This is a genomic window from Gordonia sp. ABSL11-1 (genome assembly GCF_030315685.1).
Lineage (GTDB): Bacteria > Actinomycetota > Actinomycetes > Mycobacteriales > Mycobacteriaceae > Gordonia.
In genome coordinates this window covers 196,156-208,055 of sequence record NZ_JASXSI010000002.1, presented here as the reverse complement: position 1 = coordinate 208,055, position 11,900 = coordinate 196,156, and the positions used below count along the sequence as shown (strand labels likewise).

General features: G+C 67.4%; 11 protein-coding genes and 2 tRNA genes. 7 read left to right on the top strand and 6 right to left on the bottom strand.

The window, feature by feature from the left end; translation table 11 throughout:
• Positions 1–76: 76 nt before the first annotated feature.
• Positions 77–150, bottom strand: a tRNA-Pro gene (locus tag QSJ19_RS03615).
• A gap of 211 nt (positions 151–361) precedes the next feature.
• On the opposite strand from QSJ19_RS03615, the gene QSJ19_RS03610 reads away from it, so the two are divergent.
• From QSJ19_RS03610 to QSJ19_RS03595, 4 genes are all read left to right on the top strand, one after another.
• Positions 362–432 (top strand) — tRNA-Gly (locus QSJ19_RS03610).
• 119 nt (positions 433–551) lie between these two features.
• Positions 552–737, top strand: a complete 186-nt coding sequence (locus QSJ19_RS03605; RefSeq protein WP_286318339.1) for a hypothetical protein — start codon at positions 552–554, stop codon at positions 735–737.
• 138 nt (positions 738–875) lie between these two features.
• Complete coding sequence (locus QSJ19_RS03600) at positions 876–2,060, top strand: lipase family protein (protein WP_286318528.1); 1,185 nt, start codon at positions 876–878, stop codon at positions 2,058–2,060.
• A 286-nt stretch (positions 2,061–2,346) separates the two neighbouring features.
• Complete coding sequence (locus QSJ19_RS03595; RefSeq protein ID WP_502876084.1) at positions 2,347–3,015, top strand: L,D-transpeptidase; 669 nt, start codon at positions 2,347–2,349, stop codon at positions 3,013–3,015.
• 91 nt (positions 3,016–3,106) lie between these two features.
• Here the strand turns inward: QSJ19_RS03595 and sthA are convergent, their stop codons facing one another.
• A complete protein-coding gene (gene sthA / locus QSJ19_RS03590; RefSeq protein WP_286318336.1) occupies positions 3,107–4,561 on the bottom strand; it encodes a Si-specific NAD(P)(+) transhydrogenase in 1,455 nt (484 codons plus the stop codon).
• Positions 4,562–4,839: 278 nt separating this feature from the next.
• The gene (locus tag QSJ19_RS03585; protein WP_286318334.1) at positions 4,840–5,787 is read right to left on the bottom strand and encodes a PE-PPE domain-containing protein; all 948 of its coding nucleotides are present in this window, start codon (positions 5,785–5,787) and stop codon (positions 4,840–4,842) included.
• A gap of 173 nt (positions 5,788–5,960) precedes the next feature.
• Here QSJ19_RS03585 and QSJ19_RS03580 point away from each other — a divergent pair, with 173 nt between their 5' ends.
• Positions 5,961–6,095, top strand: a complete 135-nt coding sequence (locus QSJ19_RS03580) for a hypothetical protein (protein WP_286318332.1) — start codon at positions 5,961–5,963, stop codon at positions 6,093–6,095.
• 28 nt (positions 6,096–6,123) lie between these two features.
• Here the strand turns inward: QSJ19_RS03580 and QSJ19_RS03575 are convergent, their stop codons facing one another.
• Both QSJ19_RS03575 and QSJ19_RS03570 read right to left on the bottom strand, forming a co-directional pair.
• Positions 6,124–6,942 carry an Fpg/Nei family DNA glycosylase gene (locus QSJ19_RS03575; RefSeq protein ID WP_286318331.1) on the bottom strand — a complete coding sequence of 273 codons (819 nt, stop codon included), beginning with the start codon at positions 6,940–6,942 and terminating at the stop codon, positions 6,124–6,126.
• A 20-nt stretch (positions 6,943–6,962) separates the two neighbouring features.
• Positions 6,963–7,439, bottom strand: a complete 477-nt coding sequence (locus tag QSJ19_RS03570; protein ID WP_286318330.1) for a ribose-5-phosphate isomerase — start codon at positions 7,437–7,439, stop codon at positions 6,963–6,965.
• 22 nt (positions 7,440–7,461) lie between these two features.
• On the opposite strand from QSJ19_RS03570, the gene QSJ19_RS03565 reads away from it, so the two are divergent.
• Positions 7,462–8,472 (top strand): M48 family metallopeptidase, encoded by a 1,011-nt coding sequence (locus tag QSJ19_RS03565; protein ID WP_286318329.1) that lies wholly within the window; start codon positions 7,462–7,464, stop codon positions 8,470–8,472.
• A 60-nt stretch (positions 8,473–8,532) separates the two neighbouring features.
• On the opposite strand, the gene QSJ19_RS03560 is transcribed toward QSJ19_RS03565, so the two are convergent.
• Positions 8,533–9,165, bottom strand: a complete 633-nt coding sequence (locus QSJ19_RS03560) for a DsbA family oxidoreductase (protein WP_286318328.1) — start codon at positions 9,163–9,165, stop codon at positions 8,533–8,535.
• A gap of 116 nt (positions 9,166–9,281) precedes the next feature.
• Between QSJ19_RS03560 and pepN the strand changes: the two genes are divergently transcribed.
• On the top strand, positions 9,282–11,882 hold the full coding sequence (pepN, locus tag QSJ19_RS03555) for an aminopeptidase N (RefSeq protein WP_286318327.1): 2,601 nt from the start codon (positions 9,282–9,284) through the stop codon (positions 11,880–11,882).
• The last annotated feature ends 18 nt before the right edge of the window (positions 11,883–11,900 follow it).

Here is an 11,900-nt window from a genome sequence, read left to right as displayed (position 1 = left end):
CCTGCTCCTCACATCTGCATCTCTGCGTCGGGTCGATGACAAGTCGTTCGGCGGCGATCAGCGACCGCCACCCGAGTCGGGATGACAGGATTTGAACCTGCGACCCTCCGCTCCCAAAGCGGATGCGCTACCAAGCTGCGCCACATCCCGGCGACCCCTCCGAGGGCACGCCGGAGACCGGCGAGAACGCGGAGAAGGGCCAACAGCAGATAGTACGGGTCGGCGCGCCGCCGACCCAACCGGGTGCGCTCCCGGTCGCCCCACGAACCGGTCGGCGAGGCGATTTCGGGTTCACTCGCACCACCGGGTACAGTCTTGTCCGCACGCGACGCCGGTGGCGATCCCACCGGTGACGCGGCACGCGGGTGTAGCTCAATGGTAGAGCCCTAGTCTTCCAAACTAGCTACGCGGGTTCGATTCCCGTCACCCGCTCGTTCTGACGAGATGCCCCGGCCACGACGGCCGGGGCATCTGTCGTCCACCCCCGGGCCAGGCGCACAGGGGCCTCCTGGCAACTGTGATCCAGGTCATAGGCGGCGTACGCTGAGGGCATGTCATCCAGCCACAGCAAGAGTCAGCGCAAGTGCCCGAGCTGCGGGGCCAACCTCTACGTCCGCAAGGATGTCACCCGATCCGAATCGGGTACGGACCGGGTGGATGTGATGCTCGTCTGCCGGGACGAGTCGTGCTCCGAACCGTCGCGCCATCTCCGCACCGAGCACACCCAACCCGCCTAGCGATCCCCGGGAGCACCCCGGCTTGTCGAGCACCGCTTCCACAACAGGTGTTGATTTTCTCCGAAACCGGACCATGATGGACTGGTGCAACGGCCGAGGCGACCGCGTCACCACCTCGTGGTGGTTGCCGTCGTCACGCTGGCGCTGGCCCTCGGTGGTGTCGTCGCCGGCGCCGGAGATTCCGTCGCGGACGACGTGGCCCTGCCGACTCCCCTGGCCGACTCCTTCTACGCGTCGCCGACGAACCTGGATGCCCGCCGACCGGGCGACATCATCTCCGTGCGCGCCCGCCCGAATCCTCCCGCGTTCTTCGACGTCCGGACCTATCAGATCAAATTCCGGTCGAGCGACAGCCGCGGCACGCCGATCGCCGCGATCACGACCCTCCTCGTCCCGACCCGCAAGCAGACCGATGGGCCACTGCTGTCGTTCCAGCACATCATCAACGCGACGGGCCTCAAATGCGCTCCGTCGCAAGCGCTGTGGGCCCAGGACCCGAATCTGACGATACGCGAGGCCCCGGGTCTCAACGTCGCGCTGCAGCGGGGGTGGACGATCGCGATCCCCGACCACCTGGGGCCGCGGAGTTCCTACGGTGCGGCGAAGCTGGGGGGCCAGATCACGCTCGACGGCATCCGGGCCGTGCAGCACTTCGCGCCCGCGAAGGTGCCGAAGAGCCGGGTCGGACTCGCCGGCTACTCGGGCGGCGGGATGGCGACCGCCTGGGCCGTGGCGCTCGCGCCCGCGTACGCCCCCGACCTCGACATCGTCGGGGCCGCATACGGCGGCGTGCCCATGAATCTCCTGCGGATGGCCGAGGGCCTCGGCTACGACACCCCCCATCCGGCGTTCGGACTGGCGTTCGCGGCGGCGATCGGTGTCGCACGCGAGTATCCGGACGAGATCCCGATCCAGAGGTATCTGTCACCGTTGGGCCGCCAGATGTACGCGGGCATGCGGGACGCCTGCACGAACGACATCCTCCGACTGGGCGCCGGCCACGACGCCCAGCAGGTGACCGTCGGCGGTCGTGCGATCTTCGACGACCCGAAGGCTCGTCGGGTGGTCGAGGAGAACAGCCTCTCGATGTACCCCGGCATCCCGGCGACACCGATCTTCGAGTGGCACAGCCCGTCGGATGTCCTGATCCCGGTGTCGTCGATCGACGTCACGATCCGTCGATACTGTCGCGCCGGCGTCCGGGTCCAGCAGTTGGCCACGCCGTCGCCCGACCACCTCTCCGCAGCGATCATCGGCCTGCTGCCGGCGTTCCGATATCTGACCGACCGCTTCGACGGTCATCCCGCGCCGAGCACCTGCTGATCGGCGCCACCCACTCGATCGCCGGGTCCGGGCAGGTCGGCGCGCCGACCTGGCATTGTGACGGTTGTCACAATTAGCGAGCTCGGCGACCCGCCCACCACGGGCTTCGACCCGGCCTCGACACCGACGGCTGCCGTTCGTCCAGTATTCGACATCTGAGCTTTGGCCCGAAGGCAACGTTTGTGTAACGATGGTCGGGCGCTCCGGGGGATGCGCTCGGCGTAACTCAAACTGCAAAGGTCTCTCCGTGTTGACTTCGAAGCCTTCACGTCGCGCACGTCGCGGCATGACTCGTCGCGCCGTCACCGTTCTCGTCGGTGTCGTCGCGGTGTCGCTCGCGCTGCCCATGGCCGCGAGCGCCGCACCCGTCACCGTGATCCCGGGGCTCCCCCCGGTCGAGGTGCCCGAGGTGCCCGGTGTTCCGCAGATCCCGGGTGTCCCGTCGACCCCGAAGACGACCACTCCTCCTCCGCCGCCGTCGACGACGACGACCCCCGAGGCCCCCAAGGGCCCGGCGATCCCGAACGTCAAGACGTCGACCGGCTGGGTCGCCCTCGCCGACGACGCGACCCACCAGATCACGTGGTGGCGCAACGGCAAGCAGGTGAAGACCATGCCGATCTCGATGGGGTCGAACGACCATCCGACCCCGAACGGCGTCTACCACACCAAGGAGAAGTACCGCGACATGTACATGGACTCGTCCACGTACGGTGTCCCGGTCGATTCCGCCGAGGGGTATCGCACCTACGTCGAGTACGCGACCCGCATGTCGTGGGACGGCATCTTCATCCACGCCGCTCCGTGGTCGGTCGCCCAGCAGGGCCGCAGCAATGCCAGCCACGGATGCATCAACATCAGCACCGAGAACGGCAAGTGGGTCTTCAACACCATCCCGCGCGACACACCGATCGTCGTCCGAGGCACCATCGGACCGAAGTACACCGGCGACTGATCACCTCCAGACCTCGTCGTGAGTCACGAAGGGCCCGGTCCGATGGACCGGGCCCTTCGTCGTCGTCGGGGGCAGGACCCGCGATCGTCCTTCAGCCGACGACAGTGGTGGCCCCGACATCGAGGTCCAGGCGATGGCCCTCGGCCCGGACGCGGGCGATCGCGCGCATCTTGTTCACGGCGTCCAGCGCAGCGACCTTGTAGCCCTCGGCGAGGGTCGGGTAGTTGAAGACCGCGTCGACGAGGTAGTCGACGGTGCCGCCGAGTCCCATCACGGTCTGACCGATGTGCACGAGTTCGGCCGCGTTGCTACCGAAGGCATGCACTCCCAGCAGGGTGCGGTCCTCCGCATGGACGAGGAGTTTGAGCAGTCCGTAGGAGTCACCCATGATCGCGCCGCGGGCCAGCTCCCGGTACCGGGCCACGCCCACCTCGAACGGGATGGTGGAGGTGGTCAACTGATCCTCGGTCCGCCCGACGAAGCTGATCTCCGGGATGGCGTAGATGCCGATGGGCTGGAGATCCTCGTCGGTCGCTCCGACGGGCTCGCCGAAGGCGTGGTAGGCCGCCCGCCGACCCTGCTCCATCGAGGTCGCAGCCAGTGCCGGGAACCCGATGATGTCGCCGACGGCATAGATGTGGTCCACGGCGGTGCGGAAGTGTTCGTCGACCTTGAGCCGGCCACGAGCGTCCGCTGTCAGCCCGGCCGACTCCACCCGGAGCTCGTCGGACACACCTTGTCGCCCAGCCGAATACAGCACGGTGTCGGCGGGGATCTTCTTGCCCGAGGCGAGGATCGTCAGCGTTCCCGACGGATGGGTCTCCACGGTCTGCACGGTCTCGCCGAAGCGGAAGGTGACCCCGCGCTCCCGGAGCTGGTACTGCAGCGCCTCGACGATCTCCCGGTCACAGAAGTCCAGCATCGTCGGCCGCTGCTCGATGACGGTCACCTTGGTCCCGAGCGCGGCGAACATCGATGCGTACTCGATTCCGATGACCCCGGCGCCGACGACGACCATCGACCCGGGGACTCGATCGAGGTCGAGGATCTGATCGGAGTCGACGACGGTGATCCCGTCGAAGTCGACCGTCGACGGCCGGGCCGGTCGGGTGCCGACCGCCACCACGAAATGGTCGGCGGTGACGTGCTTGAGGTCGCCGGTGGCGTCCTCGATGGCTATCTCGTGCGGATCGATGAAGTAGGCGCTCCCGATCAGCATCGTGACGCCGTTGCGCGCCAGCTGATTCTGGATGACGTCGATCTCCTTGCCGACGACGTGCATGGTCCGCGCCGACAGATCGGTCACCGTGATATCGGTTTTGAGCCGGTACGACTGCCCATACAGCTCACGCTGATTCAGCCCGGTCAGATAGAGAACCGCCTCCCGCAACGTCTTCGACGGGATGGTGCCGGTGTTGATGCACACCCCGCCCATCATGTCGCGACGTTCCACGATCGCCGCCCGCTTCCCCAGTTTGGCCGCGGCGATCGCCGCCTTCTGTCCGGCCGGGCCGGACCCGATGACCACCACGTCGAAATGATCCACGGTGCTCTCCACTCGATCGTCGTCGGCGCGACAGTCGCGCCGACACTGCAGATGTCCACCGCTCAGTGTCATCCACCCATGAGTGGCAGTACGCCCCGGAAGCGCACTGTTCGACAGGATTTAACACGGGCGCATCATCGCCCACGTGCCAGGCCCACGGCCGCCCTCGAGTTCTCACCGAGCGTGCCCTGAATTCTGCCGATCGTGCCCTCCCGTGGGCACACTCGACGAAATTCTGGACACGGTCGACGCAGAGGCATCGGGACGAGATCGTGGTGTCAAGCCGCGAGCTCGACGGACGACACCGCGCCGCCGACCGGCGAGAACGTCGCGCACACCTGCAGCCAGGCCGCGAGTGCCTGACAGCCGGTGGTGTCCGGATCGGTCACCGATCCGCGACGGTACGGCTCGCTCGCATACGACGTGTGCCGACCACCATGACGGTTGCGGACACGTACACCGCGCCACACGAGAGTCCCGGGCAGATAGCCGATCACCTCGCGCGCGGCCGACGACAGTCTCCCGACGTCGCGACGCACCTGCGCCGGCCCGGGTGAGGTTCGTCGTGCGTTCTGAAAGGTGTTGCGGCGAAGCGTCGTCCACATGTCGCCCACCCAGTCCCGAACGCGGCCGACGGCCAGCGCAGTGGTGAGGTCGGCGATGTCGCGAATGAACGAGTCGGCGGCCGCATTGCAGATCATGTCCTCGGCTGCACCGACCCAATAGGTCGCCACCCCGTCCGGCAGATCAGGCCCGGGTCCGGCGACGCCCCATCCGTGACATCCTGCGACGGCACCGGGTGGTTGATGCGGGTCGGCGACGAAACCAATGGCAAGGAGACGTTCGACGATCCCCTCATCGGACTCGGGCCCGTTGAGCCCGTTGAGCGCAAGGTGGTTCAGGGCCGTCCGGATGACCACGGCCCCTTGCGAATAGCCGATGAGGACGATCGGGCCGGGGGTGTCTCGGAGGGCGTCGGTCAGCGTACGGGCACCGATGTCGACACTCCTGCGGTAGCTCATCCCGTCCAGATGCGGAGCCGGGCCGTAGCTCGCGGGATAGCCTACCCACCGGCTGACGAATCGGTCGTCGAGGCCGGCGGCGACCTCGCACAGCAGTCCGGTCACCGCGGTCCTCCGGTCGCCGGCGTAGGACTCCCCTGTTCCGCCGACGGCGAGCACGGTGACCTGTGGCCGATCGCGTCTGTGGTCGTCGGAGGTGTCCATGACTCCATGGTGCGGGCGTCCGGTAGGAGAAATCGAGGGCGCACCTGAGGGTTTGCTGTGATTGCGTGTTCCAACGTAAGCAGCATCACCCCAGGTCGGATTGATTAACCTGGATGTAACACGGACAATGGACAAGCGTAAGCATCATCACTGTTCAGAAAGCCGTAACCGTCATGTCCCTCGCACGCCTACGTGCCCGTTTCCTCCCCGTCAGCCAACGCAAGCTCTACGAGCAGATCCACGGCGTCGCCAGTCGCAGTCAGCGCGACGAGTTGCTCGTCATGGCGCAGCGCGCCGATCGACGCTGAGCGCGACGCGGCGCATCTCGATCAGTCGTCAGACCTGACACACAGGACACCAGAACAGATTTCGGCCGTCGAGTTGGGCGATACGGACATCGGTGCCACAGATCCGGCACGGCTCGCCGGCGCGGCGGTAGACATAGGTTCTCGGCCGGTCCGGTGCATAGGAACCCGGTCCGTGGTCGTCCTCCGGTCGGATCACGTGAATCCGCCCGCGCCGCACACCGATTCGCATCAATGACACGAGATCGAGCCACAACACCTCGACCTCGTCCTCGCCGATCGACCGACCCTCGCGGTAGGGGTCGATGCGTGCGCGGAAGAGGATCTCGGCCCGGTACACGTTGCCCACGCCGGCGATGACGCGCTGGTCCATCAGCAGGGCGCCGATCGGACGCCGCGATCGGTGGATCGCCGCGAAGGCACGCTGCGGGTCGGCGTCGGCACGCAACGGATCGGGCCCGAGTCGGGACACGAGCTCGTCGAGATCCGCGGGCGTGAACAATTCGCATGCGGTCGGACCACGCAGATCGGTACCCACGTCGTCGCCCTCGATACGCAGCCGCACCTGACCGGTCGGCGGGTCCATGGGGGCAGGAGACTCGGCGAAGGCGCCGTACAGGCCGAGGTGCACGTGGATCATCCGGCGCGCACCGCGGCGACGGTCATCCGCCGGCCGGTAGTGCTGGACGAGATGTTTGCCCCAGGCCTCGGCGGTGGCGAAGACCATGCCGTCGACGACGGCAGCGCCCTCGGTGAACCTCCCCTGCGGGCTGCTCACCCGGACCTGGTGGCCCCGGAACACCCGTCGCTGGCGGCGCGCCAGCCGGTGCAGGGTGTGGCCTTCGGGCATCTCCTATCGGCGCCGGTCGGTCAGTTCTGGCCGGGAACGGCCGGTGCCTCACCGGTGCGCTCGTACTCGGCCAGGATGTCGATCCGTCGTTGGTGTCGTGCCTCGTCCGACCAGGGGGTCGCGATGAAGGCGTCGACGATGGCCAATGCCTCCTCCGTGCTGTGCATGCGCCCGCCGATGCCGATGAGCTGGGCATTGTTGTGCTGACGTGCGAGTTGGGCCGTCTCGACACTCCATGCGAGGGCACACCGCGCGCCGGGCACCTTGTTCGCGGCGATCTGCTCGCCGTTACCGCTGCCGCCCAGCACGATTCCGAGGCTGCCCGGGTCGGCGACCGTGCGCCGCGCGGCGTCGATGCAGAAGGCCGGATAGTCGTCCCGCGCGTCGTAGGTGTGCGCGCCGCAGTCGACGACGTCGTGGCCCGCCGACCGCAAGTGGTCGGCGATCTGGTTCTTCAGTTCGAATCCGGCATGGTCGGCACCGAGGTAGACACGCATGCCGTCACTATAGATTGGTCGCGTGGACGCTCATTCGCCGATACCCAACGTCCCCGGGGTCGCCGGCTCCCCCTCGGCGGCCGACCGGCCCGCGCCGCCTCCGGATGCGTACTGGCTGCCACCGGCACCGTACGCCCAGCGCCCACGGCTGCATCCGTGGGAGATCCCGATGCTGGTGCTGATCGTCGCGATCACCGTCATCGGATATGCCGCGATCGTAGCGCTGGTGGTGTCCGGACAGTTCAGCGAGTACTTCCTCGCCCTGTTGGCCGCTCCCCTGCTCTTGCTGCTGGTCCGAGGTCTGACCTATGCCCAACCCCGGGTCAACGGGGTCCAGATGACGCCGAGCCAGTTCCCCGACGGCTATCGGATGGTCGTCGAGGCGGCCGCTCGCTACGGCCTGGAGTACGTACCCGACGCCTACGTGGTGCTCGGCAACGGCATGATCAACGCCTTCGCCTCCGGACACGGCTTTCGTCGGTTCGTGGTCGTGTACTCCGATCTCTTCGAGGTCGGCGGACGCGCCCGCGATCCGCAGGCCCTCGAGTTCATCATCGGCCACGAGGTGGGACACATCGCCGCCGGTCACACGTCGTACTGGCGCCAGCTGGGCACCGGCGTCGGCATGAACATCCCGTTCCTGGGCGCGGCGCTGTCCCGCGCCCAGGAGTACACCGCCGACAACTACGGCTACTACACGCAACCGTCGGGCGCGCCCGGGGCGATCGGCGTGCTGTCGGCGGGCAAGTACATGCTGTCGGCCGTCGACTTCGATCAGTTCGCCGACCGCGCCACACACGAGCGGGGGGTCTTCACGTGGGCGGTCAACGCCCTCGCGTCCCACCCCGTCCTCACCTGGCGGGCCGCTGCCTTGCGGGACCGGACCCGGGCGGGTGCCATGCTCTTCCGCCCGAAGACGATCGTCCGCGGTGCCGGCAGCGGGAACGCCGTACCGATTCCGCCGCCGCCGCATCCCGCCGCGATCGCTCCGGGCACCCTGCCCAACGGGCTGGAGATGCCACCCAAGATCTGACGTCTCCCGACGATGCCCCGCGACCGGGCACCGTCGGGATCGATCCGGTGGGGATGGAGCTCAGTCGAACTGCGGGTCCTCGTCGCGGCTGCGCTTGAGTTCGAAGAAATGCGGGTACGACGACAGCGCGACCGCGCCGTCCCACACCGTTCCCGCGGTCTCGCCGCGCGGGATCCGCGACAACACGGGACCGAAGAACGCCACGCCGTTGACGTGGATCGTGGGTGTGCCGACGTCGTCGCCGACCTTGTCCATGCCCTCGTGATGACTGGTCCGGATCCATTCGTCGTACTCGTCGGAGTCGGCGGCGGCCGCCAGACCCGGATCGAGATCGACCTCCGCGAGCGACTCGGCGATCACCTGATCGAAGTCCTTGACGCCCTTGTTGTGGATGAGTGTGCCCATGGCGGTGTACAGAGGCGCCAGGATCTCGTCGCCCTTGCTCGCCCGGGCCGCGGCGATCACCCGGACCGGGCGCCACGCGTGCTTGAGCCCCTCGCGGTACTCCTCCGGGATGTCCTTGCCCTCGTTGAGCACGGCAAGGCTCATCACGTGGAAATTCACGTCGATCGGCCGCACCTGTTCGGCTTCGAGAATCCAACGGGAGGTGATCCAACACCAGGGACACAGCGGGTCGAACCAGAAGTCCACCCGGTCCCGCTTCTGCTGATCTGACTGCGCCTCTGCTGCCATCGCTGACCCTTCCCGTGTTGTTACGAGTCACTCCCGAAACTACAACCAGATTCCCTCGCGGTCATTCCCGTTAAGCTGGCCAGCGACCGCGATTCGAGAGGTGGAAGAACCCGACTGTGACTGCTCCCAACCTGACCCGAGACCAAGCACGTGAGCGCGCCGCGACCGTCGACGTCGGCGCGTACGAGATCGACCTGGACCTCACCGACGGCCAGGGCGCGCCCGGGACCGAGACGTTCCGGTCGGTGACCACGGTGACGTTCACGGCCACCCCCGGATCGGAAACGTTCATCGACCTCGTGGCGCCCGGCCTGATCTCGGCCACGCTCAACGGCACCGATCTCGACGTATCCGACTTCGACGAGTCGGTCGGCATCACCCTGCCGTCGCTGACCGCCGACAACACGCTCACCGTGGTCGCCGACTGCGCGTACTCCAACACCGGTGAGGGCCTGCACCGCTTCGTCGATCCCACCGACGACTCGGTGTATCTGTACTCCCAGTTCGAGACCGCCGACGCCAAGCGCATGTTCGCGTGTTTCGATCAGCCCGATCTCAAGGCGACCTACACGATCACCGTCACGGCACCCGAGGACTGGAAGGTGATCTCGAACGCAGCTGTGGTGAACGCGCTCAAGGCCGAGTCCGGGCCGAACGGGGGCACGGTGCACCGCTTCCGCGAGACACCGCTGATGAGTACCTATCTCGTCGCCCTGATCGCCGGCCCGTACGCCGAGTGGACCGACACCTACTCCGATGACCACGGCACCATCCCACTGGGCATCTACTGCCGCGCATCGTTGGCCGAACACATGGACGCCGATCGTCTCTTCACCGAGACCAAGCAGGGATTCGGCTTCTACCACAAGAACTTCGGTATCCCCTACGCCTTCGGCAAGTACGACCAGCTGTTCGTTCCCGAGTTCAACGCCGGCGCGATGGAGAACGCCGGCGCGGTCACCTTCCTCGAGGACTACGTGTTCCGGTCGCGGGTGACGAAGTACCTCTACGAGCGGCGCGCCGAGACCGTCCTGCACGAGATGGCGCACATGTGGTTCGGCGATCTGGTCACCATGGGTTGGTGGGATGACCTCTGGCTCAACGAGTCCTTCGCCACCTTCGCGTCGGTGCTGTGCCAGTCCGAGGCCACGGAGTACACCAACGCCTGGACCACCTTCGCCAACGTCGAGAAGTCCTGGGCATACCGGCAGGATCAGCTGCCCTCCACCCACCCCGTCGCCGCCGACATCCCCGACATCGCCGCGGTCGAGGTGAACTTCGACGGGATCACCTACGCCAAGGGCGCATCGGTCCTCAAGCAGCTGGTCGCCTACGTGGGTCTGGAGGACTTCCTCGCGGGCCTGCGCGACTACTTCGACGCGCACAAGTTCGACAACGCCGGGTTCACCGATCTCCTCGCCGCACTGGAGAAGTCGTCGGGCCGCGATCTGTCGGACTGGGGATCCCAGTGGCTCAAGACCACCGGTATCAATGTCATCCGACCGGACTTCGAACTCGACGCCGACGGCGCCTTCACACGCTTCACCATCGTGCAGGACGGTGCTGCGCCGGGCGCCGGGGAGACCCGCGTGCACCGGCTCCGTGTCGGTGTGTACGACGACAACGGTTCGGGCACACTGGAACGCACGCGCAGCGTCGAACTCGACGTCGAGGGCGAACGCACCGATGTCACCGAGCTGGTCGGCGTTGCGCGCGGCGCACTGATCCTGCTGAACGACGACGACCTCACCTACGCCTCGGTGCGGCTCGATCCCGACTCGCTGTCCACCGCGACCTCCCGCGTCGGCGACATCGCCGACCCGATGCCGCGCACGCTCGTGTGGTCGGCGGCGTGGGAGATGACCCGGCAGGCCGAGATGGCCGCCCGGGACTTCGTCGAGCTGGTCCAGCGCGGCATCGCCACCGAGTCCGAGATCGGTGTCGTCCAACGTGTCCTGCTGCAGGCGACGAGCACGCTGGAGGCCTACGCCGATCCGGCATGGGCAGCCGACACCGGATGGCCGGCGTTCAGCGCGCGCCTCCTCGAGCTCGCACGATCCGCCGAGGCCGGGTCTGATCATCAACTCGCCTTCGTCAACACGCTGCTGGCCGGTCGGGTCACCGATGACCAGGTGCCCGTGATCCGTGGGCTGCTCGACGGCGAGGATCCGTCGGGGCTCGGGTTGGCCGGTCTGGTCGTCGACACCGACATGCGCTGGAAGCTGGTGCGCGCGCTGGCCTCGGCGGGCGCGATCGACACCGACGCCGCGACGACCCCGGTGATCGATGCCGAGGCGACCCGGGACAAGACGGCCACGGGCGCCCGTCAGGCCGCCGCGGCGCGCGCGTCACGGCCGTTGGCGGAGGCCAAGGCCGATGCCTGGACGCAGGCGACCGAGGACGACTCACTGTCGAATGTGTTCACCCGCACGATGATCGAGGGCTTCGCCCGGCCCGGCCAAGCGGATCTGCTCTCGTCGTACGTCGCGAAGTACTTCGACGCGGTCCCCGACATCTGGGCGCGACGGTCCAGCGAGGTCGCCCAGACCGTCGTCGTCGGCCTCTATCCGCACTGGGCCATCGACGAGGACGGTCTGGCCGCGGCGGACGCGTTCCTCGCCGGTGACCATCCGCCGGCCCTCCAACGTCTCATCGCCGAGGGCCGCGACACCGTGGCCCGCTCGCTGCGTGCACGGGAGTTCGACGCACGCCGCTGACGGACGCACCACCGACGC

Excerpts from the sequence above, each read along its gene's own strand:
- QSJ19_RS03595 (WP_502876084.1), top strand. The coding sequence starts at position 2,347 with ATGACTCGTCGCGCCGTCACCGTTCTCGTCGGTGTCGTCGCGGTGTCG.
- QSJ19_RS03570 (WP_286318330.1), bottom strand. The coding sequence starts at position 7,439 with ATGCGTGTCTACCTCGGTGCCGACCATGCCGGATTCGAACTGAAGAAC.
- QSJ19_RS03575 (WP_286318331.1), bottom strand. The coding sequence starts at position 6,942 with ATGCCCGAAGGCCACACCCTGCACCGGCTGGCGCGCCGCCAGCGACGG.
- QSJ19_RS03560 (WP_286318328.1), bottom strand. The coding sequence starts at position 9,165 with ATGGCAGCAGAGGCGCAGTCAGATCAGCAGAAGCGGGACCGGGTGGAC.
- QSJ19_RS03580 (WP_286318332.1), top strand. The coding sequence starts at position 5,961 with ATGTCCCTCGCACGCCTACGTGCCCGTTTCCTCCCCGTCAGCCAACGC.
- QSJ19_RS03605 (WP_286318339.1), top strand. The coding sequence starts at position 552 with ATGTCATCCAGCCACAGCAAGAGTCAGCGCAAGTGCCCGAGCTGCGGG.
- QSJ19_RS03585 (WP_286318334.1), bottom strand. The coding sequence starts at position 5,787 with ATGGACACCTCCGACGACCACAGACGCGATCGGCCACAGGTCACCGTG.